Source organism: Alkalihalobacterium sp. APHAB7, assembly GCF_048323755.1.
Lineage (GTDB): Bacteria > Bacillota > Bacilli > Bacillales > Bacillaceae_F > Alkalihalobacterium.
Genome location: NZ_JBLWFS010000003.1, coordinates 279,141 through 305,913, shown reverse-complemented (window position 1 = coordinate 305,913; position 26,773 = coordinate 279,141). Strand labels below are relative to the sequence as shown.

Below are 26,773 nucleotides of genomic sequence, written 5' to 3'. Positions count from 1 at the left end.
GTTCGCCAGACCGGAGGTTTGCCTCGAGCTTCCTTCAGATTCCACGTCACCATGGACACCCTTGCTTTTGGCTATGTACTTACCGCTACAAGGTCGTACTCGGGACTTTCACCCGTTAGAGTTCGCCCATGCTGGGCGAACAAAAAGGAGGCAAGGGAAACCTTGCCCCTTCATTAGGTTAAACAACACCCAAAAGCGCTATTCGCGCTTTTGGGTGTTGTTTATAGAAAATCAGTAAACTTGATAATAAACATTGCGATAATCGCTAGCATAAGTAAAGTACTAAACATTTTTACTTTATTTACCGATTCCTCAAATAACTTCTTATTATCCGCTGCTTCCAGTGACTCTCGCACAAATTTTGCAGTTAACCCTAAATATGCCCCCATAATTACCCAAACGATTACAACAATGATTGTCCACAAGGAAAGGTCAAATCGAATCAAAACTCCTGTTACAAACATTACGATTAACGCACCATGAGCAATCATAATTATCTTTTTATAAACCTTTAATATCAAATGAATCCGTTCAGAACCTTCAGTTACAGTTACGTGGATGATGACAGGTAATGGTATTAAGATAAAAAAGATAATCGAAATAAATAAATGGAGTGCATACATTAAAATTTCAAATAACATGAATAACCACCTCAATGTACTATTTTATAGAAAATTAGTGAACGAGTAAAATATATTTTATGTTCGTCCCCGATTATGTTAATATTTAATGGTTAGATGAAAGTATTGAGGTGTTAATATGTCTACTTGGTTTATGTGGTTTATCGTTTTTTGGACGATTTTTTTAGTAACCGTCATGTTTATTGGTGGATATTTTATGTTTAGGAAATTTCTAAAGAAACTACCAAAAGAAGATGGCATGTCCATTTTAGATTGGCAGGATCATTATATTCAAGAAACCATTCATTTGTGGCCGGATGATATGAAACAACTTTTAGAAGAGCTTGTATCTCCAGTTCCAGAACTTTTTCGTGATGTCGCTAGACAAAAAATTGCCGGAAAAATTGGCGAGATAGCAGTTGAGGAAAAAGCCGATGTGATTACAGAAGAGCTGGTCGTACGTGGTTATATTATGGCCACACCTAAACGAGATCATAAATTTTTATTAAAGAAATTAAATGAGAAACAAATTGATGTCGCACCGTATCAAGCTTTATTTAAATAAGAGTCCTGTTGAAGAGTCCTAGACTTTGTCAATTACCTGATATCAACAGTATAATTTAAACATAGCGTAAATAATAAAAAGGATGGAATTTCGATTCCATCCTTTTTATTATGTTTCTGCGGGCACTAGTGTTTCTTTACTATTATTTTTTAGTTCTTGCTCTACTTTTCTAAATGATAAGTACATTGCAATTCGCCACGGAATGATCATTCCGTAAGCTAACAAGAAGAACATTCCACTAAGCTCTTCAACATTAATCGAATCTCCGATAATGATCTTAAATAATATACGAGCGACCAGCAGGCCAACAAGTATGAATACAAAAGCTTTCGAACGCTTCAAATATATTTCCTGGTCTTTTATTTCAAATTTCGATGTTTTTATTAATAATATGGAGAAAAGCATCCCCACCGAAAGAGCTTCAAGAACTTGCAGTGGTGCAGGTCGTGTTGGTTCATATAAAAACATTAAAAATCCTGTCGACATGAATAAAGGAGGTAAAACAATCTTCTTTATTGATGCAGGTTTTTTCGTTGCTTTTAAGCGAATAATGATTGCCAATGTCGCCATCATCGCTGCACCAATGGTTGTGAGTAAAACTGATGTGGTCATTTGCCAGCCTCCTTTCTGTAACGATAAATTTAATTATAGCATATCCAAATCTATATTACTTGATTTGAAATGGGACAAGCAAGGTTTTCGTAAAAATTATAGCGATTATTAAAACAATCGTTGTTTTTCCTTTTCCATTTAACCTTGTCCATTGCAGTGTAAAAAAAATAAACACAACAAGTAATACAGTTTGGTATACATTCACCGGATGAAAATAAACACCGTCAATCTTCCAGCCGAAATTAAGCGGATTACTTTGCCCTACTTCTTTAAGAACGATCGAATATATAATTAAACTGCTATAAGCAGCGATACTTATTCGATCAATGAGGTGAATGCCCCATCGTTGCTTCAGCCAACTGACGATAAAGAAAGCTGAGCTTACGATACTCGCACCAACAATTGCTCCTGGTCCTCCAGCATAATAAATTAGATTACTCAAATTAGATAATAATGAAGGTTCCAGAATAAATGGCCAAAATTTATAAACCACTAAAAAAATGACAATTGTGGTTGACACTTGATTTAATATATTTTCCCGATTGATTTCCCAATCCGTATTCTTTAGTGAGTAGCTTAAAATACCATAAAACGTAGCGGCACATATCATGTAGGCAATCATCGTCACTGACAGCTGAACGGGTCCAAGTTGTAATGTATTTAAAGGATCAAACATATTAATTACTTCCTTCCTCAAGAACTGAATGCATGACATTCATCAATTCTCTTTCAGTCATTCCACCGACCCGACGGTAAGTAATAATACCTTTATGATCAATGACAACAGTTGTTGGAAAAGCAGTGACCCGAAATTGTCGTGCAACTCCCCCATCGTAATCGACTAAATTATCGTAAGGTACTTCATAATGGGCAATAAATTCAATTGCAGCCTCATTACGGTCTTGATGGGCCATATTAATTCCGACAAAATCCACTTGATCTGAAAATTGCTCGTATACACTGATAAAATGCGGCATTTCTACTCGGCACGGCGGACACCAAGAAGCCCAAAAATTAAGCAATACAGGTTTCCCTTCAAACTCTTCTGAGTCGATCATACGCCCTTCGAAGTTTTCAAGTGAAAATGCAGGAGCTTTATAACCTACTTGCGGTAATACTAAATGGTTCTCATTTGTAGCTGACGATTCTTGATAGTTGCCAAACCATATGAAAAATCCAACAGTCATAACAACTAATACTAAAGACATATTTTTCAACGTTCCATTCCTTTCTTACTTTACTTGGCCGTTGTCAATTAAGACGTTCCAGTTTTCATTATTTTCTTGCTTCAGTAAAGATGAACGTTCCGTAGTAATTACGAGATTTCCCGTTTCATTTACGACGATATAATTGACGGCACCATGTTCAGTTGGGTGAGAAATAGTTTCACTTTTTTCTCCAGTCCATCGGTAAAGTTCTTCATTACTTCCGTTAAAATAATACACTTCATTATTACCAAGTACAGCAAGCCCCTTAATATTACCTGCAGCTGCTTCTGACCAATTAACTCCACTATCATCAGATCTAAATAACCCTTTAGCAGTAGCTGCAAATACAATCTTATCATCTTCAGGTGAAAAGGCCATGTCATGAACGGCGTGTTGATCTAGAGGTAACCCGTTCGTTTCTACACGCTCCCAATTAAAGCCCTGATCAGTACTTCTGAAAATAAATGACTCAAAATTATTCTTGAAATCCAATGCATGACCTAGAATATGGTTATTGTCTTGATAACTCGCCGTAAGCGCATGAAAATCATATTCTCCAAGTAAGCTCCTGAACTCCCAAGTCTGACCAGAATTTTCACTCCACATAAATCCTAGCGGGTCAGGAAGATCACTTCCATGTCCAGGATGCCCGCTCGACATGAGATACTGGGTATCCGCGACGCGGCTGAAGCCCATAAAGTCATCTCTCATTTCACCAAGAACATAAGCTTGAGTCGGCCCTTCATACTCCACTACACCATGATGCGTCGCAATTAAATAACTACCTGGTTTCAAAGGATTTAATTCGAGGCCGTGCGTATGACTTATCTCTGCTGTTTGTTCACGTACGATATCTGCCTCTTCCACCTCGACTTCTTCTGTAGCCTCAACTTCAACTTCCTCTACCGTATTTTCCGCTTCAGCATCAGGTGCAGCCTCAGGAAGCGTTTCATTTTGTCCGCACGCCGTTAAAAGTAATCCACCTGAAATGAAAACGGACACTAAGATCATTTTCTTATTATATTTTTTCATATTGTACACTCCGTTCCTTTTTGATTATTACCGCTTATAGGTCGATAATAGTGAGCAAGATATGTATATATTACTCTAGTAGTAATAGAACCACACTTTTGACTTCAAAAGGCGATATCGATAAATTATATCAATTTATAATGAAAAAACTATGAAGGGAGCACAATTATGAATTTGGCTCCCTTCTCTAAACTATTAAGCTACATCGAAGCCAGTGTCTTCGATTTCAGTTTTTAATTGCTCAACTGTTACTTGCTCTTCATTGAATTCAACCGTTACTTCTTTATTTTCTAAACTAACTTCTGCACTCACAACACCTGCAATTTTAGTTAATGCTCCTTCTACTGAAGCTTTGCAGTGTCCACATGTCATTCCATTTACTTTAATTGTTTCATTCATCATTTTCATATCTCCTCTTTCATTTAATTTATTATCAAAGCTTTACCCTTTTTAAACGTAAAGCATTGCTAACTACTGAAACTGAACTAAAAGCCATCGCAGCTCCTGCCACCCAAGGGGCTAATAAGCCTGCAGCAGCGATTGGTAAACCGATAGAATTGTAAATAAATGCCCAGAACAAATTTTGTTTAATGTTGCGCATCGTTAATTGACTCATTTTAATCGCTTGCGGAACAGCTAATAAATCTCCCCGCATTAACGTAATATCAGAAGCCTCAATCGCTACATCTGTCCCTGTTCCAATGGCCATTCCTATATCAGCAACAGCAAGTGCTGGCGCATCGTTAATACCGTCACCAATCATGACAACCTTCTGCCCTTGTTTCTTCAACTCTTCCACTTTTTTTGCTTTTTCATCTGGTAAAACTTCAGCAAAAACCATATCAATACCCACTTGTTTAGCAATCGCATTAGCCGTGCGTTCATTATCTCCTGTTAGCATAACAACTTTAAGGCCCATGCTTTTCAATTGGCGAACTGCTTCCTTAGATGTTTCTTTCACTTCATCTGCAACAGCTACAATCGCTGCGAGTTGACCGTCTTTTGCTGCTAGCATCGCTGTTTTACCTTCAAATTCCAGCTTTTTTAACATTTCTTCATGCTCATCTTGGATTACAATACCATAATCATTCATGAGTCTTCTAGTTCCAACTAAAACATCTGAATGATCGACTACACCTTTTATACCTCTGCCAGGTATAGCCTCAAATTGTTCAGGCTGAATTAATGAAAGGTCTTTAGCTTTAGCCCCTTTAACAATCGCTCGAGCTAATGGATGCTCAGAATTTTGCTCTAAACTTGCTATCCATTGCAAAACATCTTCTTTTTGAGAATGTTCATACACAAAAAGATCCGTTAATGCTGGTTCCCCTTTTGTAATTGTACCTGTCTTATCAAAAACGACTGTGCTAATTTTATGAGCTGTTTCTAATTGCTCTCCACCTTTAAATAAAATACCATATTCAGCCCCTTTTCCTGTACCTACCATAATGGATGTAGGTGTGGCCAAACCTAAAGCACATGGGCACGCAATAACTAATACAGCTGTAAAATTTATCAATGCGATCTCAAAACTTGCTCCTAAGAAGAAGTACCAAAGAATAAATGAAAAGACCGCTATTCCAAACGCAGTAGGAACAAAATAACCAGAAATAATATCTACCATTCGTTGGATCGGTGCTTTCGATGTTTGTGCTTCCTCAACTATTCTAACAATTTGAGCCAGTGTTGAGTCTTTCCCTACTTTAGTCGCTTTTAATTTAAAGCTGCCATGTGAATTGATCGTAGCACCAATCACATCGTCACCAACACTTTTATCAACAGGTATACTTTCTCCCGTAAGCATGGACTCATCTATGCTGGAATATCCTTCTACAATCGTACCATCTACAGGTATTTTCTCCCCAGGTTTAACAACAACGATGTCGTTTAGTTCAACTCTTTCAATTGGAACTTCAATTTCTGTTCCATTTCTAATGACAGTTGCTTTTTTTGCCTGGAGGCTAAGCATTTTCTTAATCGCCTCAGACGTTCTTCCTTTCGCTCTTGCTTCTAATAATTTACCGAGAAGAATGAGAGTAATTATAACCGCACTCGTTTCAAAAAATAAGTAGACTTCTCCTTGTAAAACGAGCCAGACAGAGTAAAAATAAGCAGCTGATGTCCCCATTGCAACCAGAACATCCATATTAGCACTCTTGTTTTTTAACGTTTTGTAAGCCCCTTTATAAAACTGCCATCCAGCATAAAATTGTACTGGCGTTGCTAATACCCATTGTAAGTATCCATTCATTAACCAATGAGGCAATAACATGCGCTCAGGGTAAAAATGATCAATCATTGTAATAAATAATGGTAATGAGAAAATCAAAGCAAATATAAATTTATTTCGTTGTTTTCTAATTTCTAATTCCTTTTCATCTACTTCTGGACGCTCATCTACTGGTAACTTTGCTTCAAATCCCAACCTATGGATCTTCTCTGTAATTGATTCAAGCTCTATCAACCCTTCATAAAAAGTGACTGTTCCTTTTTCTAACGGTAAATTTACTTGAACCTCTTTTACCCCTTCCATTTTTCCAACCACTTTTTCAATTCTTGACGAACAAGCAGCACATGTCATTCCTTTAATGTCTAATTCTACTTTCTTGGTTGAAACTGAAAAGCCTAATTTATCAATCTTTTCAACTACGTTTTTCGATGTATTTTTAGTAGGATCGATTTGGATAGAAGCTTTTTCTAAGGAGAGGTTAACAGACGCTTCAACACCCTCCATCTTATTCAAGACTTTTTCAATCCTCGTCGAACAAGCTGCGCATGTCATACCTTGTATCGGTATATTCATATCGCGTTTTTCCATCATGATCACCTGCCTTTTATTTTGTAAATTGATGGATGACTTTCATTAATTCATCTAAGGCTTGTTCTTCTTCACCCGATTTAATCGCATTGGCAACACAACCTTTCGTGTGCTGTTCTAACAATGTATATCCGACTTTTTTTAGAGCTGCATTTACAGCAGATAATTGAACAAGTACATCTACACAATAACGATCTTCATCAATCATCTTTTGTATACCTCTTACTTGCCCCTCAATTCTCTTTAAGCGGTTTTGAAGCTTTTCTTTTTCTTCTTTCCGTTTGGTCACTGAAAATGATGGTACTTCATTTATAACTTCTAAAGGTATTTCTTTTTTCATACGATCACCTCACTCCTCTACTATACCCCCGTACAGTATATTCGTCAATCGTCGAGTGAATTTATTTGAATTGATATTATTCTCATATAACATTTATTGATAATTGTGTAATTTTCTTTCAATCAGTTGAGTTTTTATCCAGTTTTTTGTATAATTTTTAATAGATGTAAATACGAAGGAGAACATCATGTGTAGAGATATTATACTAGCAACGATAGAAGAGCAACGAAATAAATTGATTACAGTAGGTCTAATGTATGGATTAAGTTCTCCAATTGCCGTACAGCAAAGTCAAGAACTTGATAGACTATTAAACTCTTACGACCAATTACAAAAATCAAATGAGAGAGAAACAGAATTAAAAAAGCCTTAACTCCTATTCTAATTCAAGAGTTAAGGCTTTTTTATTATGATATTCCAACCTCTTTTTCAACGCCTTGTTGTAACAAATACATCTTATGATAAAGTCCTGACTGCTTTAACAATTCTTCATGATTACCTTGCTCGACAATTTCCCCCTGATGGAGAACAATAATATGGTCCGCATCCTTTATAGTGGAAAGTCTGTGAGCAATTGCTATCGTTGTTCTTCCTTTTCGCATTTTTTCTAATGCAATTTGTATGGCTTCTTCAGTTTCAGTATCAACACTAGCCGTAGCTTCATCTAATATTAATATTTTTGGTTGAATGGCCATCGTTCTTGCAAATGATAGAAGTTGACGCTGCCCGCTTGATAATGTGGATCCACGTTCTGCTACTTCTGTGTCATAACCGTTTGGAAGATTTTCAATAAATGAATGAGCATGAACAAACTTTGCAGCTTCTTCTACATGTTCATCTGTAATATGCTCATGATACAGGCGGATGTTCGATTTGATATCTCCTGTATACATAAAAGGATCTTGCAAAACTAAACCTAATCGATTGCGCAACTCTGCTTCCGAGAAAGACTGAAGTGGCTGACCATCAATTAAAATTTCGCCTTCTTTCACCTCATAAAACCTCATCAAAATATTTATGATTGAACTTTTCCCACTACCGGTATGACCTACAAGCGCTAGAGTTTCACCTTCATTTACTTTAAATGAGATATTTTTTAAAACATCGGTTTTCCCATCATATGAAAAAGTAACGTTTTTAAATTCAATCTCACCTTTTGTAACCTTAGCTGAATGATCCCCTACTTGAGTTGGAGCAAGTTCATCGTGGTCGAGTAATTTAAATACCCTCCCCGCAGAAACGATCGCTTGTTGAAAGAGAGACAGGCGCATCATCATCTGATTAACAGGTTCAAAGAAGCGATCTAAATAATTGACAAAAGCATACAATACCCCAATCTCGATCGGGCTATTTAATGAAGTTATACCGAAAAAACTTAAAATTAAAATTAACGCTAAAATTGAAACAAAATCCACAGCCGGCCTTAGTAAAAGTCCATCTAATTTCATGCTTTTCATCCAGGCTTTTTGATGCTGATCATTAATGTCTTTAAACTCTTTTCTCATCCGGCGTTCTTGGCGAAATAACTGAATGATCGACATTCCTTGGATCGACTCATTTAACTTAGCATTTAAATGGCTCAGCTTTTCACTCATATCCGCATAAAAGCGAGAACTGAACTTTCGATACATTTGCATCAATAAAAACAAGATAGGTAATAAGAATAAACAGAAAAACGCCAATTGCGCATTGAGGTAAAACATCGCTACAAATATTCCAATTAAGAATATAAAGTTTTGTACAAAAGTTGCTAAAACCGTTACATATAGTTCCTTAATCGACTCAGAGTCATTCGTTATTCGTGATACTAACCCTCCAGCTGGAGTACGGTCGAAAAATGAGAGTCCTAGTTTCTGAACTTTTGAGAACACATCAATTCGCATTTGTTGAATAATCTTCAAAGCTACTTTTTGAAACGTAAACAATTGGACATAATTTAAGATCACAGCACTTAAATGAAGTACGATATACGTAGTTGCTAATATAACTAAAGCTCTAAATTCAAATACACGCGGTGTTAAATAATCATCAATAAAAATCTTAACAAGAATAGGACCTACAATATCGGCACCTGTCGCAAGGATTAACAGTACAAAAGCAAATGTCATCGTTTTTATATGTGGTTTTGTATAAGCTAGCAATCTTTTAAAAACAGCACGTTGCTCTTTTGCACTAAGAACACGATCTTTATGTTGCATGATTGTCCCCTCCTTGCTGCACCAAAGACTCGAGTTGTTGATGCTCATACATTTTTCGATACCAACCATTTTGCTCCATTAATATCGTGTGATTTCCTTGCTCAATAATTTTCCCTTCATCTAAAACAATAATTAAGTCCGCATGTTTAATCGCACTCAAGCGATGCGCGGTAATAATCGTTGTTTTATTCTTTCTCTCATAACGTAACGCGTGAAGGATTTGTTCTTCCGTTTTCGCATCAACTGCTGAAAGAGAGTCATCTAGTATTAATATTTCAGGGTCTAAAATAAGGGCTCTAGCAATCGATATTCTTTGCTTCTGACCGCCTGAAAGAGTAACCCCGCGTTCACCAACAATCGTTTCATAACCATCAGGAAAACGAACGATATCATCATGTATAGAAGCTAGTTTACTCACATCGATAATCTCTTGAATAGAAGCCGTTGGTTTAGCAAATGCAATATTATCAGCAATGGTCGCTGAGAATAAAAAGTGATCTTGTGGCACATATCCAATAGCTGTTCGTAAAGCATCAAAATCATAGTCTTTCACTGAACGATGATCTATGTGCACTTCGCCGTCAGTTACATCAAATTCACGCATTAGTAACTTAAGAAGTGTTGTTTTTCCACTTCCAGTCTTTCCTACGATACCAAGAGTTTGCCCTTTCTGAATCGAAAAATGAATATTTTCTAATGTATTCTTTTCACCTTCAGTATAATTAAACGAGTCAATATGATATGAAATATTTCCTTCTGGCATTTCACTGTGCTTCGCATCCGAGTCACTAATCTCAATCTTCTCACTTAATATCGACGATACTCGACCGTAAGAAGCTCTTCCTCGTTCGACTATATTAAATAACCAACCGAAAGCCAGCATTGGCCAAATAAGTAATCCTAAATAAATAGTGAAGCTCGTTAATTGACCAATCGTCATCTCATCAGCAATTACATATCTCGCACCAAAAACAACCGCAAGAAAATACGAGATTCCTACAATTAATGAAATCGTCGGGTCAAATAATGCATCTACCCTTGCAACGGCAACATTTTTTTCGACGACTTGATTTGACTTTTTCTTAAAAGACTCCACATCGGCGTCTTCATGACCAAATGCTTTCGTTACCCGGATTCCTGTCATACTTTCTTGAACTTTATCGTTAAGTTCTGAGAATGCTGCTTGAGCTCCTGCAAAGCGTTTATGCAGTAATGAACCGTAATAGCTCGTCGATAACGCCATAAAAGGCATAGGGATCAGACAAATTAAGGTCAGCTTCCAACTTATCGTAGCAGCCATTGTAATAATAACAAAGCCACCCATTGTTAATGAATCAACTAAAGTAAGGACACCGGCACCTGCCGTTTGTTCAACCGCTTTAATATCATTCGTTGAATGTGCCATTAAATCTCCCGTACGACGCTTCTGATAAAACCTGCGTGACATATTGGTAAAGTGCTCATACAGTTGATTACGTAACAATCTAGCAAGACGAATAGAGGCACCGAAAATCATAATTCTCCAAATATATCTAAAAATATAAGTGGCAACCCCAATTGCTAGTAAAATCAATGCCCACTGCAATATAATATCTTTTGTAAGAGTACCTCGTTCAATATGGTCAACGATAACCCCAACAATGTAAGGAGGTAATAGAGATAAGAAAGATACGACCATCAAAGTTAGGATCCCAAACCCATATCGGCGTTTTTCTTTCTTAAAATACCACCACAAATCAATAAAGACCTTCATTATTCCCCTCTTTTCTGTCTCTATATAGCTTTTTAATATAATAATAGTAAAAATCTTTCGAAAATCGAAACGACAAAATAATTTTAACAAAACGTTACGTATCTGGCTATAGGTCTATCCTTATATTTGGAAAAAGATTTATGCATATATTTTTCTGCCCTTGTATCAATTCCAATACGTTTAATGCTCCAGTAACAGCAAAAAACCACCTTCTTCTGCAAATTTTTCTAACAGAAAATAGTGGTTTTTTAGTAGATGAAAGATTAACCATAAATATGGACATGAATTAACCTTTCCATGTACTTTTAATAATTTATAATTTCCCTCTATAGCTGAAAAGCCTGTCCTAGCAAAAATTATTTGCCAGTTTGCTTTTGCATCGCCTTCATCATCTGGTTGATTTTCTTCTGTGACGGATTTTGTCCCATCTGCATCATCATGACGCGTAACATTTGTTCGTTAATTGGCGGGTTTTTCTTTAAATAGTTCATCATTGTTTTACGGGCAATAAAAAAGCCAATCGCAACTCCACCAATAAGGCACAATGTACCTACTAGGATATTAATCCACATAAAACGGCTTCCTCCTTCTTGTTGAAAAACATTTTCATCAAATTATTATAGAATGACTACTACAATCTTACTTATTATAACGTAACCAACCAGTGAATAAAAGGTCAAATGAAAAAATCTTTATACAAGCTTTACTTGTTTAATTGGGTTTAACCAACCGTACCGATAAGTTGAAACATCGAGTGCAAAAAATGACGGGCTTATTTTCCTCATCACTTCAAAAAACATGGTTTCCGCTTCAAACGATCCGTCACTAACCATATGTATATAATTTGGGAAGATAAACAACTGTGCTTTACTATATGGTTCAGTCAAATGAATACGATGGGCATGGTCAAAAAAGAAATAATCCGTACGATGTTTAAAGGATTGGAGTAATTTTTGTTGTAGTTCAATAACAGATATCGGACTTGAAATATATTCAATTTGTTTCTTAATAATATCTTTAGTATCATCTAACGCTCTTGTCTCATCTAAGAATAAGTGAAAAAGTTTAGACTCTTGTCCAAAATAATGTTGAGCCACTTCTTCGTTAATTAGGTAGATATCATATTTTCGCATCATATTCCCCCCACCATTTTTGACAAGTATAATATAGTCGGAGAAAAATTGTTGTCACTTTAATGGAGAACATACCTTCTAATTTTGTCGATTGTTTAGAAATACTTGTGCGGGAACAAAAAATTTCATGAAGACGAAAACTAACTTAAGTTAAAAGAGCTTGTTTCGTTTATGCATCTACTAAGGACCGAGTACGCAGAAAAGACTGACCTATGCAGTCAGTCCTTCTGTACAGTAATTGAATTATTATTTTTGAAGCATTGCTTTAACACGTGCAACGACATTCTCAACTGTAAATCCGTATTCTTCCATGATTTTCTCACCAGGAGCAGATGCACCGAAACGGTCAATGGCAATCACATCACCTTGATCACCTACATACTTACTCCAACCTAATGAAGAGCCCATTTCGATACCTAATCGAACCTTAACTTCACGCGGAATGACACTTTCTTTATACTCAGCAGACTGCTGCTCAAAACGATCCCAGCTTGGCATACTTACAACAGATGTATAGATGCCTTCTTTTTCTAACACTTTTTGAGCCTCTACCGCTAATGTCACCTCGGACCCACTTGCTAGTAATAGCGCACTAGCTTGTCCGATCGCTTTTGAAACGACATAAGCACCCTTTTTCACACCTTCATAAGAATGTTCTTGTGTTGTTTCAAGCGTAGTTAAATTTTGACGTGATAATACGAGAATTGTTGGCTGATCTTTACTTTCTAAAGCCAAGCGCCATGCTGAGACAGTCTCATGTCCATCCGCAGGACGAATAATTGAAATATCAGGCATAGCACGTAATGAAGCTAGTTGCTCCACAGGCTCATGTGTCGGTCCATCTTCACCAACCGCAATACTGTCATGTGTAAATACATAAATTACCGGCAACTTCATTAGTGCAGAAAGGCGAATGGCTGGTCTTAAGTAATCCGAGAAAACGAAGAACGTCGATCCGAATACTTTAACACCGCCGTGAAGAGCCATACCATTTACAGCTGCACCCATCGCAAACTCACGGACACCAAACCAAATGTTACGACCACTATAGTCTTCACGATTAAAATTTCCTGTGTTTTTCATCATTGTTTTATTCGATGAAGCTAAGTCTGCTGAACCACCAATTAATTGTGGAACTGTAGCTGCAAATGCATTAATAGCATCTCCTGAAGCCGAACGAGTAGCCACTCCTTTTCCTACTTCATAAACAGGTGCATTATCAGCCCACCCTTGTGGAAGTTCGCCTTTGACAGCCATTTCTAATTGTTCAGCAAGCTCAGGATACGCCTCTTTATATTTCGAGAACATCTCATTCCACTCAGCTTCTTGCTTCGCACCTGCTTCTTTTACATTCGCATAGTATTCAGCAACTTCTTCAGGAATATGGAACTCATTTTCAAACGTCCACTCATAGGTTTCCTTCGTTAATTTAACTTCATCTGAACCAAGCGGTGCACCATGTGATGCAGACTTCCCTGATTTATTTGGAGAGCCATAGCCAATCGTCGTTTTCACTTCTATTAATGTCGGACGATCATCAGCTTTTGCAGACTCAATTGCTTTTCCAATCTCGTCAAGGTCATTCCCATCTTCCACACGAATGACTTGCCAACCGTATGCCTCGTAACGTTGTGCTACATTTTCAGAAAAGGCCATGTTTAAATCGCCATCTAATGATATATCATTTGAATCATACATAATCACGAGACGACCTAGTTTAAGATGTCCTGCAAGTGAAGCTGCCTCCTGTGAAACACCTTCCATTAAGTCACCATCACCACAAATAGAATACGTATAGTGGTCAACGATTTGAAAATTATCCTTATTATATGTACTAGCTAAATGTCGTTCTGCCATTGCGAAACCTACAGCCATTGCAACACCTTGTCCTAAAGGACCTGTAGTTGCTTCAACACCTGGCGTATGACCAAACTCTGGGTGGCCTGGAGTCTTGCTCCCCCACTGTCTAAAGTTTTGTAATTCTTTGATCGATAAATCATAACCTGTTAAGTGTAAGAGGCTATAAAGTAACATCGAACCATGCCCTGCTGAAAGAACAAAGCGGTCACGGTTAAACCAGTCTGGATTACTAGGGTTATGCGCCATGTATTTTGTCCATAATGAAAATGCCATTGGAGCTGCTCCCATTGGCATACCCGGATGTCCTGAATTTGCTTTTTCAATACTATCGATCGATAATGTTCGGATCGTATTTACTGCTAATTTTTCAACGTGAGAAGTCATCCCTTTTGTCACCCTTTCTATTATATCTAATAGTATCTATACGCATTCATCATATACTTTCTTTCTTGTTTTAACAAGAAAACAAAGTAAATTTTATCTATCAAAGTTAGCTTTTACGATAATAAGCAATATCATCCAATTAATGTTTTATATCGCCATTTCTTTTTTGGGCGTCTTTTAACTTTTCAGTAGTGACGTCCTGTCCTTTTTCATCCACGACTTTAACCGAGTGAAGTTGGTTCTTAAACGATGCACGAAATGATTTTACATATTCGGCTCTCAATTCCTTTTGTTCTTTAACTTCATTTGCTGTTAATCCTGTAGTTTTAGCTCGGTTTGCTAATTCATTTATTCGTGCAATTTTTTCTTTTGATAGCATTTTTTATTCCTCCTAGAAGACTCATCCATTTCTTCTATTAATGTACACGAACAACTAATATCATTCAACTTTGGTGTCTTTTTCTAAATGCTCTAAATATCGGCGATTTACTGTTGCTTTTGAAGTTTCATACCCAATTCCATTTAAAAAACTACTAATCTCAGTAAAAGTAAGTCCTTTATCTCTTAACTTGATAATTTCATCGATCGGCAATTCTTTTCTCTTTCTCCCACCCAATTGGTGATTTGTTAAATTGTTTTGGGGACGATATCCATTATTTATCGCTTTCTTAATACCCCTTTTGATTTTCATGTTATGTAATTTTCTTTGGTATTCCTCTACAATTCCAATGATATCCATTAAAATCGTATCCATTTCAGTTGGTTCAAGTTCGTTTCCTAAATTAGAAAGAGTATAAATCTTTTTGTTCATTTTTCTAATTTGATAAAGAAGAGCTGTCTTTGTATTTCCTCTTCCTAACCTCGTATCATCTTGAATGAGCAATACGTCTACACCGTTTTTAAGTAATTCTAATACTTCAATGATCCCTTCTCTATCAGTTTCATAGCCACTTAATCGTTCCTTTACTACTTGAACCACTTCAAACTGAAGACGATTGGCTAGATCCATCAACTCCTCAACTTGTCTGTTCAAAGATGATGTTTGTTCATCGTTATTCGTACTTACCCGACAATAAATAACTGCCTTTACCATATATTCACCTACTGTTTGTTTCTACTGGAATAACTAATGTTTGTCCTGCAATTAAATTAGACTCTTGCATCTCATTCATTTGGATCACCCATTGTATAAACTCATCTATTGAAAATGGATGGTCATACCTAGTAGCAAACCCCCATAATGTATCTCCCTCTTTAACAACTACTTCAACCGGCTCTGCTAACCCTTGTTTTTCAGCACCAGCTACTGACATAAATGCAAAAAATACGATAGACAGTACAAATATGATTACTAGAGATATCTCTTGTCGACTTAAATTTACTAGTTTCATCAAAATCACCTCATAAGAATGTATGTTCTTGTCTATTATTGTAAATGAGAACACCTATTCGTGTCAACAGAAAATTAGAACTTATGTTTGCATCCTTTTTTTTGACATGATATACTTTATTTAAGATTAATTGGATAAATGAGGTGTCAGTGATGACAAAAGTGTCAAAAAGACAACAAGAAATCTTAGATTATATCAAAACTGAAGTTCGAAAAAAAGGTTATCCACCTTCAGTCCGAGAGATTGGCGAAGCTGTAGGACTAGCGTCAAGTTCTACTGTACACGGTCATCTGTCTCGCCTCGAAAAAAAAGGACTTATTCGCCGTGACCCTACAAAACCAAGAGCAATTGAAGTTATTGACCAAGATCAAGTTGAAGCTGAGCCGGGAATAGATACAAGAACCTCTTTTGTCCCTGTCATCGGAAAAGTTACAGCTGGACAACCTATTACAGCGATCGAAAACGTGGAAGAATATATTCCTTTACCTGAGCGATTAGTCTCAAACGATTCTGTCTATGTTCTTATCATTGATGGAGATAGTATGATAGAAGCAGGGATTTTTGATGGGGATATGGTTATCGTTCGTCAACAGCAAACAGCAAACAATGGTGACATTATAGTCGCTATGACTGAAGAAGATGAAGCGACAGTTAAGCGTTTCTTCCGTGAAAAAGACTATATACGTCTTCAACCTGAAAATTCTACGATGGAGCCGATTATTCTTAAAAACTGTACGATCCTTGGAAAAGTAATTGGTGTATTTCGAACCATCCATTAAAAAGTACCCCCATATGCTGGGGTATTTTTTTGTGCTCTATATATTTATATGTACATACTTGGTAAATTAATTCTACATTGGTGTCAATGATGACTTTCTTATAAAACCAAATAATAAATTTTTTCTTTATTTTTATTTTTTTGTTGGTAATTTTTCGGCAACTTTTCTACAAAGGTAAAAAACCCTTGAGGCATATAGCTCCAAGGGTTGAAAGTTTTAATATGATGATAGGTACTGTTCGCGCTCCCAAGGGTGAACTTGTGTGCGGAACATATCCCACTCGATTTCTTTAGCTTCAATAAAGTGCTCAACCGCATGCTCACCTAAAGCTTTGATTAACACTTCATCTTGAGCTAATTTATCCATTGCTTCTTTTAAAGTGGCTGGAAGATCTTTAATTCCTTCTTCCTCACGCTCTTCTTTACTCATGATGTAGATGTTACGGTCAGTTGCTTTTGGTGGAGTAAGCTTACGCTTGATTCCATCAAGTCCAGCAGCCAGCATAACAGCCATTGCTAAGTAAGGGTTCGCCGCCGGGTCTGGAGAACGAACTTCTACACGAGTACTTAAACCACGAGAGTTTGGAATACGGATTAATGGACTACGGTTGCGCATTGACCATGCAACATATACTGGTGCTTCGTAACCTGGAACTAAACGCTTATATGAGTTTACAAGCGGATTTGTAATAGCCGTAAATCCTTCAGCATGATCTAATATACCTGCTAGGAATTGCATAGCTGTTTCACTTAATTGAGAATCTGTCGACTCGTCGTAGAAAGCATTTCCTTCAGCAGTAAATAAAGACATGTTACAATGCATACCTGATCCGTTCACACCAAATAATGGTTTTGGCATAAACGTCGCATGTAACCCATGCTTACGAGCAATTGTTTTTACAACAAGCTTAAATGTTTGGATATCATCACACGCTTTAATTGCATCAGCATATTTGAAATCAATTTCGTGTTGTCCTGGAGCTACTTCATGGTGAGATGCTTCAATTTCAAAGCCCATTTCTTCTAACTCAAGTACGATATCGCGACGGCAATTCTCTCCTAAGTCTGTAGGAGCTAAATCGAAATATCCACCTTTATCATTTAATTCTAATGTTGGCTCACCTTTTTCATCATTTTTGAAAAGGAAGAACTCTGGTTCAGGTCCGATGTTAAATGATGTATAACCTAACTCTTCTGCTTCTTTTAATACACGTTTTAAAATACCACGAGGGTCTCCTGCAAATGGAGTTGGTGCCTCACCTGGCTTACCTGGTTGATAAACATCACAAATTAAACGTGCTACTTTACCTTTTTCTGAAGTCCAAGGGAAGATTACCCAAGTATCAAGATCAGGATATAAATACATATCAGACTCTTCAATACGAACAAACCCCTCGATTGATGATCCATCAAACATCATTTGGTTGCTTAACGCTTTTGGAAGTTGATTTACAGGAATTTCTACGTTTTTAATAATCCCCATTAAATCAGTAAATTGTAAACGAATAAAGCGTACATTTTCTTCTTTTGCTGCTTTTAGAATATCTTCTTTAGTATACTTAGCCATATTATGTATTCCCCTTTCAAGAATATATTAAAAGAATTGATCTTAGTGGAAGAAGCGAGATAACTGCCCTTGTATAATAGAAGCCTTCCCGTTTCGACCTGCCATTATCAGTTCATTCTTCAAATGTTTACGCAGTTCTTTATCAGAGATTTCAGCTGGTTCTCCTTGAGCTAATGTCGTCATTTCAGTCGCTTTTTCATTTAACTCAAGGATTCTCTTAATTCCCGAAATGTTAATACCCTGTTCGATTAATGTCTTAATTTCTAAGAGCTTATCCACATCATTGAATGAAAATAAACGTTGATTACCATTTGTTCTCACTGGATGAATTAGTTCATGTTCTTCATAATAACGAATCTGTCTTGCTGATAAGTCTGTTAACTGTTTTACAATACTTATTGGAAACAGTGGCATATTACGACGAATTTGATCGCTCATAACCCAACCTCCTTCTCTAGAACTTATTATTAGAATAATAGATGTTAGCTATCGTGTCAATAGATGTAAGGAAAGTTAACATCGATTTTTTTCAAATTATTACTCTATTCGATCTTTTTCTAACTTTAGCATCTTTTCACGATGAGCTTTAAATCAACGGAGATCAACAGTATAGTTAACACTGCTTTTTTTATATTCCAGAAAAAAAAGCACTCCTCTGAGTGCTTTACCTTTAAAGTATCAAATGTTTTTTTTCTATAAGATGATTTACTGCCTTTACAACTGCAATTTTTACATGCGAATAGGTTAATCCCCCTTGTACATAAGCAACATAAGGTGGACGCAAAGGACCATCTGCTGACAGCTCGATACTTGCTCCCTGGATAAAGGTCCCAGCTGCCATAATGACGTCATCCTCATAACCTGGCATTGGACTTGGGTGTGGAACAACATGAGAATTAATGGGTGATGCCTGTTGGATCGCCTGACAGAATGCAACCATTATATCACGGTCATCAAATTGTACAGATTGTATGAGGTCCGTTCTTTTTTGGTGCCACGCCGGCTGTGTATTCATTCCTAATTCTTCAAGAAATGCAGCTGTAAAGTGAGCACCCTTCAACGCCTGTGCCACGGTATGAGGCGCTAAAAAGAAACCTTGGTACATTTCAAGCAAGCTGTATAAAGAGGCTCCGCCTTCCGCCCCAATACCCGGTGCTGCTAATCGATAGGAAGCTAACTCTACTAACTCTTTTTTCCCTACTAAATAGCCGCCTGTTTTTACTATACCGCCACCTGGATTTTTGATGAGAGAACCAGCTATTAAGTCGGCTCCGACATGGCACGGTTCTTTCAATTCTACAAACTCACCGTAACAATTATCCACGAAAACAATAACATCACTTTTTATTTCTTTTACAAATCGTATCATTTCTTCAATTTGATCAATTGTGAAAGAAGGACGGTTATCATAACCTTTAGAACGTTGGATTCCAATCACTTTCGTTTTTTCTGTAATGGCTAGTTGTACAGCTGTAAAATCGACTGTTCCTTCAGCTGTTAATGGTATCGCAGTATATGACACTTGAAAGTCTCTTAAAGAACCGTTTCCGTTTCCTCGAATACCTACCACTTCTTCTAATGTATCATATGGTTTACCTGTAATATAAACTAATTCATCTCCAGGACGAAGGACACCAAATAATGCCGTTGCGATCGCATGCGTACCTGAAATAATTTGCGGGCGGACTAACCCAGCTTCAGCCCCAAATACATCAGCATAAATCGCCTCTAATGTATCTCTTCCTGAATCGTCATAACCATAACCAGTCGAAGGTGTAAAATGAAAATCTCCGACCTGAAATTTTTGAAAGGCTTGTAAAACTCGAAGCTGGTTTGTTTCTGTTACTCGTTCAATTTCACGAAATTGTTCTGTTAGTTTCTGCTCTGTTCGTTCCACTATTGGTTGTAATTGTTGTCCATATAAAAACTGTTCGTACATACTATTCTCCCTACTATTTAACGCTCTGTTTGGTTTAATTGATGGGCCAGTGAGTGATTTGGATGAACAAACCCCTCACAATCATACGTTTCTGTTTCTTCATCCCAACTTTGATTTAAAAGAATTGTTTCCGTTTTAATTCTAGCTAGCAATTTCCCTTGATCGGAATGAACCTTTGCTTTATAAAAGACCATTTCTTGTTTGAGCATTTCTTCAATCTTATCTTGTAGCTTTCTTAGGTGCTTTTCATCTTTTGCTGAGATTAACAGTTCTGATGAATGAACAAAAATATCATCTTTATCCAGAATTAGATCCGCTTTATTATAGACGGTTAACATGGGTATTTCATTTACATCAAGATCCTCTAATAACTTTAAAACTGTCTTCTCGTGTTCACTAAAATTCTCATGTGAGGCATCAATAATATGTAAAATCAGATCTGCCTCTTGAACTTCCTCTAACGTCGAACGGAAGGCAGCAATTAATGTCGTTGGAAGGTCTTGAATAAACCCTACCGTATCGGACAATAAAACGTTCATTCCACTTGGTAACTTTAATTTTCTCGTCGTCGGATCTAAAGTCGCAAACAATAAATTTTGTTCAAATGTGTCTGCCGCAGTTAAACGATTAAGAATCGTAGATTTCCCTGCATTCGTATAACCTACTAAGGCGATTTGTAACACTTGGTTTTCTTTTCGGCGCTCTCGATACTGTTTTCGATGTTGAACAATCGTTGATAATTGCTGTTTTATTTCGTCCATACGTCGGCGGATATGCCTTCGATCGGTTTCCAACTGGGTTTCCCCGGGACCACGCGTTCCTATTCCACCACCTAAACGAGATAAAGCTAAACCTCGTCCCATAAGACGGGGTAGAAGATAATTCAATTGGGCAAGCTCTACTTGGAGCTTACCCTCCCTTGATTGCGCTCGTTGCGCGAATATATCTAAGATGAGTTGCGTACGATCTATTACACGTACACTATCTCCAAAAACAGAAGATATATTTCGAATTTGACCAGCAGATAACTCATCATTAAAAATCACTATATCTGGTTCTTTCTCTTCTATTAGTAAGGAAAGCTCTTCTATTTTTCCACGCCCTAAATAGGTCGCCGAATCAATTGAAACTTTCTTTTGATCAATCGTAGCAACAACTTCACCATTAGCCGTTGCCGTTAATGATTTAAGCTCTTCCATAGAATATAAGAAGTGGTCGTCAGTTCTATCTTTCGTTTGACAACCTGCTAAAATAACGCGTTCTTTTGATTCATTTCTAACTTCTTGCACTATGAACTCACAACCTTTGATTATCTAATTCCGTCTTGAAGATATTACACATACGTCCACTAAATGTCAAGAAAACGGTTGAACTCTAGACTTCTCAAAGTCGAAGTCCTCTGCTTGAAGAGTAGATAGAGATTGCCTGTCGTACTTTTCCTCAACAAGAAGACGAACAGCTTGAGTACGAATTGCTTGCTCAATTAAGTTTCTCACAAACCGGCCATTACTAAACGTTTTTCCTTGTTCTCCTTTAATTTTTCGTAAATACTCTCGAATTTTTTGTTCGCCTTGCCTCGATAGCTGATACTCTCTTTCTGCTAGCATGATTTCGCTAATTTCCATTAATTCATTGGTTGTATAATCTTCAAAAGGAATCGTTATTGGGAAACGCGATGGCAATCCAGGATTTAGGGATAGGAAATAATCCATTTCTCTACCGTATCCTGCTAAAATTAAAATAAAGTCATGTTGCTGATCTTCCATTGCTTTAACCAACGTATCAATGGCCTCTTTTCCAAAATCTTTTTCTCCACCGCGAGCCAATGAATATGCTTCATCTATAAACAGGACCCCGCCTAGCGCTTTCTTTAGTACTTCTCTCGTCTTCTGCGCGGTATGTCCAATATATTCACCTACTAAATCAGCTCTCTCAACTTCAATCAGATGCCCCTTTGAAAGTACTTCCATTTCATGAAACAATTTGGCGAGCAGGCGAGCTACTGTCGTCTTTCCCGTTCCCGGATTTCCTTTAAAAATCATGTGCAAGGACTGTTTTGAACTTTTTAATCCATTTTCTTTCCGACAATTATTGATGTAAAGCCATGCATATACTTCTTTTAACAATCGTTTTACATCGTTTAATCCAACTAATGAAGACAGTTCTTTTTCCATACGCTCTAGTACTTCATGTTTTTGGGCCAATGTATTTCCAAAAGGTTGTTCTATTCGATATAAACTATCCTTATCTCGCTTATTTTCACGGTTCAGGACAACATTAATTTGTCCTTTCGAGCGGGTAACTGTTGTATTTTTCATTGTTTCACCCCTCTGTTTACAATCGGTTACAATACTATACGCAAATGCCTAATTTTTGTGACAAATGCCTATTAAGATTTTTTAACAAATGAAATTAGAAAAGAGGAAGACAAGAAAAAGAGGGTCACTCCGAAGTGCGCAATACCTTTACTAAGATATGCATCTTAGTATCCCAAGGTCTTAACACTCACGAGTAACCCTCACCAATTCCAATCGTTACGATTGTTGTTCTGGATCAATATTCACTTGAACATTACGCTGTGGAGCAAAAGTAGAAATTGCATGTTTATAAACAAGTTGCTGTTTTCCTTCACTCTCTAGGATAATTGTGAAATTATCAAACGCTTTAATTAATCCACGTAACTGGAAACCATTTAACAAGAAAACAGTAACTGCGATATTATCCTTGCGTAGTTGATTTAGGAATTGGTCTTGAATGTTAACGGATTGCTTCATTTATAAGTCCCCCTTCTATGTACTGTTATTTTATTTCGCTATGATTATAAAGCTTTCCTTCTATAAAATGTTTAATTTCTATAATCTTTTTATTAAAGTTTGCATTTGTCATGTCAAACCAGTGAACATCTGCTTTATTTCGAAACCATGTGTATTGTCTTTTCGCATAACGTCTTGAGTTTCGTTTAAGGATTTCGATCGCTTCTTCCTTACTCACTCTTCCTTCTATGTATTCATAAATTTCTTTATACCCAATCGCTTGTACAGATTGACATTCTCGAACCCCAAGATCATACAATCGTTTCGCCTCTTCAATTAGACCATATTCAATCATCAGATCGACACGATCGTTTATACGCTCATATAATACATCCCGGTCCATCGTTAAGCCAATAAAGACATAGTCATATGGCGACTCTTGCGTTTGAGATTGTTGATATTCAGATAATGTTTTCCCTGTAAGCTTCAACACTTCTAACGCTCGAATAACTCTTCTATAATTATTCGGGTGAATGGAAGTATAACTGACAGAATCCACATCCTTTAATTGCTGATGAAGTTGTTCAACACCATGCTCTTCTACAAACTTCTCCATTTCTTCTCGAAACTGCAAATCAGTAGATGTATCAGCAAAATTAAAATCCTGTATGACTGAGTTTATATATAAACCGGTTCCACCAACGATAAATGGTAATTTCCCTTGCGCATTTAACGATTTTATCAGTGGCTGAACGAGATCTTTAAATTCAGCAACAGAAAAAGGTTCTGTCGGCTCCTTGATGTCTAGCAAGTGATGGGGTATTCCATCCATTTCTTCTATCTTTACTTTTGCTGTACCAATATCCATCTCTTTATAAATTTGCATGGAGTCACCACTAATAATCTCCCCATTGAAACGTTTGGCTAACTCTATGCCCATCTTGGTTTTACCAACCGCTGTAGGGCCAACTATAACAACAAGTTTCTCCTTCATGACAACACCCTTTTGTATCCTTATCAACTTTTCATTTGGTTGTTTAACTCGTAGTAACCGAAATGAAATCTTGAAGTTCGTCTTTTTATCACGTCAAAATCAAATTTAGCAAACCGATCACTTTTCCAATGATCTTTAAAAACAATCCGCTGTCTCGCTACCCGCTTCGCCTCTTCAATCGTTTCAATAGTTATTGGATGATACCAGGCTAAAGACTTTAACGGCGTTAACCCTTGCGATGTTTCTAGATCAGCTTCAAACATTGGATCAAAATAAATGACATCGTAGCTATTATCTTCCAAACTACGGAGATGATCCAAGTGATTTCCATGAATAACTTTTATCGACCGCATCGCTTGATTAAATAAGTTATTACCAGAATCCCAAAACTTCAAACCTTCATTAACAATATAAGCGATCGGACGACTTTCTTCAATCCCTACTACTTTTCCCGACGAACCAACAACAGATTGAGCAATAATCGCGTCCGAACCAAGACCTAACGTACAATCTAATAAAGTCATCCCTTCTTTTAACTGGGAAACTTCTATAAATGGATCATACCCATCTTTTTGCAATCTTTTAAAACGGAACATTGCCGAGTTCGGGTGAAAAAAGAAAGGTTCGGTTGAATGAATGGAGTAATAGAAGAGCTTTTCCTTTCCAACAACTAAAATGTCATCTCCAAGCTCTTCTACCAAAGCCTCTATGGGTTTGTCTTCTCGGTTAATAAATGAAGCATTCATGTCTATACTTATTTTTTTAGCTTTTTCTACTAATTTTTCATTATGCTTTAAGGCTGTTGTTATATACACATTATCTCTCCACATCACTATAGTGCTTCCATATTATAGACCCTTTCACACCTGACTCGCAACTTATTAGTAGATAAGCCATCTATCATTATATCCACATTGAAAGAGTGATAATCATTCCATAATTACTTTTTACATTATCCTTTTAAACATTTTTTCCATTTCATATGTCGAATAATGAATAAGGATTGGACGCCCATGCGGACAAGTGAAGGGATCCATACACTTTCGTAAACTTTCTAATAGGGCAAACTGTTCATCTGTTCTTAAATGACGATTAGCTTTGATCGCTGCCTTACAAGACATTAGAATCGCAGCTTCTTCACGAAGTTTTTTTATGTCTATTTTTTTCTTGGACACGACTTGATCAATCATTTCTCGTAATGTTTCATCTTCAAGGCCTTTAGGTAGCCAAGTAGGATATGAACGGATGATATAGGTTTGATTACCGAATGGTTCTAAAAATAAGCCGACTTGTTTTAACTCTTCTGAGTAGTCCTTTAAGGTTATAAACTCACTTTGAGTGCATTCAAGTGTAATTGGCACAAGAAGGTCTTGAAGTTCTGAAGTAACTTGTCCAACTTTTTCTTTAAAATACTCATATTTAATTCTCTCTTGTGCCGCGTGTTGGTCAATAATATAGAGACCTTGTTCATTCTGGGCAAGTATATACGTTCCGTGCATTTGACCGATCGGGTAAAGGGTCGGTACACGATCATTTTGTGCAAACTCGTAGAATGATTGTTCCTTAACTGTATTTTCTACTGAAGTATCTTCTTCCACTTCAGCTTTCTCTACTTTTTCAGTAGAGATGCTTTTTTCTTCTTTAAAAACATCGTCAAGTTCAATTGGTTGTTCTTCATCGCTTTTAGTTGGTTTAGGTGCATTATATGTTGCAAATGTAGAATTAGTCGGTTGATATTCGACCGTCCTTACCTGTCGTTCTTCATGATTGAGTTGAAAAGCGATTTGTTCTGATTTCGGTTTTTCCTTTTTTTCCCGAACCACTTCAGGAATGAGCTGTGTTTTTTTAAAGACACTTTGAATTCCCTCTTTTATGAGCGTCGTTAGTTCCTCTTCTTTACTTAATCGAACTTCCAATTTAGAAGGATGAACATTTACGTCAATCAATAAAGGATCCATCTTTATATTTAGTACAACAATCGGATATCGACCAATCGGAAGAAGCGTATGATAACCTTCTTGGATCGCTCTCGCTAATGAATAATTTTTAATATACCTTCCATTTACAAAGGTAGACATGTATTGCCGGGATGCTCTAGTTATTTCAGGCTTCACAATAAAACCGGTAACTTGAAAGTCTATCGTTTCTAACTCGATTGGCAACATTTGTTTTGCAACAGCCGCACCATAGATCGAATGCAAGACCTGCAGTTGACTCCCATTCCCATTTGTCTGCAGCATCTGCTTTCCGTTATGGTAGAGTTCAAATGCAATCTCAGGATGTGCTAATGCAATACGGTTCACAATATCACTTATATTACCTAATTCCGTATGAACCGTCTTCAAATACTTTAACCTGGCCGGAGTGTTATAAAAAAGGTTCGTTATTGTAACTTCAGTTCCTTTTCTACTGTTAGCCGACTGTTTTGCAGTAATTTTTCCACCTTCTAATTGTATACATGTTCCTGCACCATCGCCGGTACTCGTATTCAATTCAAGATATGAAACTGAAGCAATACTTGGCAGGGCTTCACCACGGAATCCTAAAGTAATGATATGGAAAAGGTCTTTATCCGTTTTAATCTTACTTGTTGCATGACGATAAAAAGCCGTCTCAACATCATCAGGTAAAATACCATCACCATTATCTAGTATTCTAATTTTGGAGAGTCCGCCTTCTTCAACTTCAATAACGATTTGTGTGCTATTTGCATCAATTGCATTCTCGACTAACTCTTTAACGATTGAAGCGGGGCGTTCCACCACTTCCCCAGCTGCAATTTTATTTGATAACTGTTCATCTAACTTTACAATCTTCCCCATGGCTTC

The 26,773-nt window shown here is 37.0% G+C and carries 28 protein-coding genes; 3 read left to right on the top strand and 25 right to left on the bottom strand.

Translation table 11 applies throughout. The annotated features are described in order from the left end of the window. Positions 1-221 precede the first annotated feature (221 nt). The gene (locus tag ACNSTQ_RS05555) at positions 222-641 is read right to left on the bottom strand and encodes a hypothetical protein (protein WP_418198842.1); all 420 of its coding nucleotides are present in this window, start codon (positions 639-641) and stop codon (positions 222-224) included. A 118-nt stretch (positions 642-759) separates the two neighbouring features. Here ACNSTQ_RS05555 and ACNSTQ_RS05550 point away from each other — a divergent pair, with 118 nt between their 5' ends. After that, the gene (locus ACNSTQ_RS05550; protein ID WP_418198841.1) at positions 760-1,185 is read left to right on the top strand and encodes a DUF2621 domain-containing protein; all 426 of its coding nucleotides are present in this window, start codon (positions 760-762) and stop codon (positions 1,183-1,185) included. 108 nt (positions 1,186-1,293) lie between these two features. On the opposite strand, the gene ACNSTQ_RS05545 is transcribed toward ACNSTQ_RS05550, so the two are convergent. The 7 genes from ACNSTQ_RS05545 to ACNSTQ_RS05515 all read right to left on the bottom strand — a co-directional run bounded on the left by ACNSTQ_RS05545 (position 1,294) and on the right by ACNSTQ_RS05515 (position 7,195). After that, complete coding sequence (locus ACNSTQ_RS05545; protein WP_418198840.1) at positions 1,294-1,797, bottom strand: CcdC family protein; 504 nt, start codon at positions 1,795-1,797, stop codon at positions 1,294-1,296. 55 nt (positions 1,798-1,852) lie between these two features. Further along, entirely contained in the window at positions 1,853-2,473 is a 621-nt protein-coding gene (locus ACNSTQ_RS05540) for a hypothetical protein (protein ID WP_418198839.1), read from the bottom strand. A 1-nt stretch (position 2,474) separates the two neighbouring features. After that, on the bottom strand, positions 2,475-3,005 hold the full coding sequence (locus tag ACNSTQ_RS05535; protein ID WP_418198854.1) for a TlpA family protein disulfide reductase: 531 nt from the start codon (positions 3,003-3,005) through the stop codon (positions 2,475-2,477). Positions 3,006-3,029: 24 nt separating this feature from the next. Next, positions 3,030-4,037 carry a F510_1955 family glycosylhydrolase gene (locus tag ACNSTQ_RS05530; RefSeq protein ID WP_418198838.1) on the bottom strand — a complete coding sequence of 336 codons (1,008 nt, stop codon included), beginning with the start codon at positions 4,035-4,037 and terminating at the stop codon, positions 3,030-3,032. 195 nt (positions 4,038-4,232) lie between these two features. After that, complete coding sequence (copZ, locus tag ACNSTQ_RS05525; protein ID WP_418198837.1) at positions 4,233-4,439, bottom strand: copper chaperone CopZ; 207 nt, start codon at positions 4,437-4,439, stop codon at positions 4,233-4,235. A 31-nt stretch (positions 4,440-4,470) separates the two neighbouring features. Beyond that, a complete protein-coding gene (locus tag ACNSTQ_RS05520) occupies positions 4,471-6,858 on the bottom strand; it encodes a heavy metal translocating P-type ATPase (protein WP_418198836.1) in 2,388 nt (795 codons plus the stop codon). Between the two features lie 13 nt (positions 6,859-6,871). Continuing rightward, entirely contained in the window at positions 6,872-7,195 is a 324-nt protein-coding gene (locus ACNSTQ_RS05515; protein ID WP_418198835.1) for a metal-sensing transcriptional repressor, read from the bottom strand. A 187-nt stretch (positions 7,196-7,382) separates the two neighbouring features. On the opposite strand from ACNSTQ_RS05515, the gene ACNSTQ_RS05510 reads away from it, so the two are divergent. After that, positions 7,383-7,568 carry a Spo0E family sporulation regulatory protein-aspartic acid phosphatase gene (locus ACNSTQ_RS05510; protein ID WP_418198834.1) on the top strand — a complete coding sequence of 62 codons (186 nt, stop codon included), beginning with the start codon at positions 7,383-7,385 and terminating at the stop codon, positions 7,566-7,568. Positions 7,569-7,602: 34 nt separating this feature from the next. Here the strand turns inward: ACNSTQ_RS05510 and ACNSTQ_RS05505 are convergent, their stop codons facing one another. From ACNSTQ_RS05505 to ACNSTQ_RS05470, 8 genes are all read right to left on the bottom strand, one after another. Beyond that, entirely contained in the window at positions 7,603-9,393 is a 1,791-nt protein-coding gene (locus ACNSTQ_RS05505) for an ABC transporter ATP-binding protein (RefSeq protein ID WP_275117494.1), read from the bottom strand. Further along, positions 9,383-11,146 carry an ABC transporter transmembrane domain-containing protein gene (locus tag ACNSTQ_RS05500; RefSeq protein WP_418198833.1) on the bottom strand — a complete coding sequence of 588 codons (1,764 nt, stop codon included), beginning with the start codon at positions 11,144-11,146 and terminating at the stop codon, positions 9,383-9,385. Before ACNSTQ_RS05500 ends, ACNSTQ_RS05505 begins: the two co-directional genes overlap by 11 nt. Before the next feature lie 356 nt (positions 11,147-11,502). Next, positions 11,503-11,718, bottom strand: coding sequence for a YneF family protein (locus ACNSTQ_RS05495; protein WP_275117496.1), 216 nt, complete (start codon positions 11,716-11,718; stop codon positions 11,503-11,505). Positions 11,719-11,838: 120 nt separating this feature from the next. Then, the gene (gene sirA / locus ACNSTQ_RS05490; RefSeq protein ID WP_418198832.1) at positions 11,839-12,279 is read right to left on the bottom strand and encodes a sporulation inhibitor of replication protein SirA; all 441 of its coding nucleotides are present in this window, start codon (positions 12,277-12,279) and stop codon (positions 11,839-11,841) included. Between the two features lie 246 nt (positions 12,280-12,525). After that, positions 12,526-14,523, bottom strand: a complete 1,998-nt coding sequence (gene tkt, locus ACNSTQ_RS05485; protein WP_418198831.1) for a transketolase — start codon at positions 14,521-14,523, stop codon at positions 12,526-12,528. A gap of 139 nt (positions 14,524-14,662) precedes the next feature. Continuing rightward, the gene (locus ACNSTQ_RS05480) at positions 14,663-14,902 is read right to left on the bottom strand and encodes a DUF896 domain-containing protein (protein ID WP_418198830.1); all 240 of its coding nucleotides are present in this window, start codon (positions 14,900-14,902) and stop codon (positions 14,663-14,665) included. Positions 14,903-14,962: 60 nt separating this feature from the next. Next, positions 14,963-15,616, bottom strand: coding sequence for a recombinase family protein (locus ACNSTQ_RS05475; protein ID WP_418198829.1), 654 nt, complete (start codon positions 15,614-15,616; stop codon positions 14,963-14,965). 4 nt (positions 15,617-15,620) lie between these two features. After that, the gene (locus ACNSTQ_RS05470) at positions 15,621-15,914 is read right to left on the bottom strand and encodes a LysM peptidoglycan-binding domain-containing protein (protein WP_418198828.1); all 294 of its coding nucleotides are present in this window, start codon (positions 15,912-15,914) and stop codon (positions 15,621-15,623) included. Positions 15,915-16,066: 152 nt separating this feature from the next. On the opposite strand from ACNSTQ_RS05470, the gene lexA reads away from it, so the two are divergent. Beyond that, entirely contained in the window at positions 16,067-16,693 is a 627-nt protein-coding gene (gene lexA, locus ACNSTQ_RS05465) for a transcriptional repressor LexA (protein ID WP_418198827.1), read from the top strand. 216 nt (positions 16,694-16,909) lie between these two features. Here the strand turns inward: lexA and glnA are convergent, their stop codons facing one another. From glnA to mutL, 9 genes are all read right to left on the bottom strand, one after another. Beyond that, positions 16,910-18,259, bottom strand: a complete 1,350-nt coding sequence (gene glnA / locus ACNSTQ_RS05460; protein ID WP_418198826.1) for a type I glutamate--ammonia ligase — start codon at positions 18,257-18,259, stop codon at positions 16,910-16,912. 42 nt (positions 18,260-18,301) lie between these two features. After that, a complete protein-coding gene (locus ACNSTQ_RS05455) occupies positions 18,302-18,697 on the bottom strand; it encodes a MerR family transcriptional regulator (RefSeq protein WP_418198825.1) in 396 nt (131 codons plus the stop codon). A gap of 232 nt (positions 18,698-18,929) precedes the next feature. After that, positions 18,930-20,198 carry an aminotransferase class I/II-fold pyridoxal phosphate-dependent enzyme gene (locus ACNSTQ_RS05450; protein ID WP_418198824.1) on the bottom strand — a complete coding sequence of 423 codons (1,269 nt, stop codon included), beginning with the start codon at positions 20,196-20,198 and terminating at the stop codon, positions 18,930-18,932. A gap of 17 nt (positions 20,199-20,215) precedes the next feature. Beyond that, the gene (gene hflX / locus ACNSTQ_RS05445) at positions 20,216-21,487 is read right to left on the bottom strand and encodes a GTPase HflX (RefSeq protein WP_418198823.1); all 1,272 of its coding nucleotides are present in this window, start codon (positions 21,485-21,487) and stop codon (positions 20,216-20,218) included. Positions 21,488-21,553: 66 nt separating this feature from the next. Then, positions 21,554-22,516, bottom strand: coding sequence for a stage V sporulation protein K (spoVK, locus tag ACNSTQ_RS05440; protein ID WP_418198822.1), 963 nt, complete (start codon positions 22,514-22,516; stop codon positions 21,554-21,556). Positions 22,517-22,732: 216 nt separating this feature from the next. After that, on the bottom strand, positions 22,733-22,972 hold the full coding sequence (gene hfq, locus ACNSTQ_RS05435) for an RNA chaperone Hfq (RefSeq protein WP_075386030.1): 240 nt from the start codon (positions 22,970-22,972) through the stop codon (positions 22,733-22,735). Between the two features lie 25 nt (positions 22,973-22,997). Continuing rightward, positions 22,998-23,945 (bottom strand): tRNA (adenosine(37)-N6)-dimethylallyltransferase MiaA, encoded by a 948-nt coding sequence (miaA, locus tag ACNSTQ_RS05430; RefSeq protein ID WP_418198821.1) that lies wholly within the window; start codon positions 23,943-23,945, stop codon positions 22,998-23,000. A gap of 23 nt (positions 23,946-23,968) precedes the next feature. Next, on the bottom strand, positions 23,969-24,775 hold the full coding sequence (locus ACNSTQ_RS05425) for a class I SAM-dependent methyltransferase (protein WP_418198853.1): 807 nt from the start codon (positions 24,773-24,775) through the stop codon (positions 23,969-23,971). Positions 24,776-24,892: 117 nt separating this feature from the next. Continuing rightward, the gene (gene mutL, locus ACNSTQ_RS05420) at positions 24,893-26,767 is read right to left on the bottom strand and encodes a DNA mismatch repair endonuclease MutL (RefSeq protein WP_418198820.1); all 1,875 of its coding nucleotides are present in this window, start codon (positions 26,765-26,767) and stop codon (positions 24,893-24,895) included. Between the last annotated feature and the right edge of the window lie 6 nt (positions 26,768-26,773).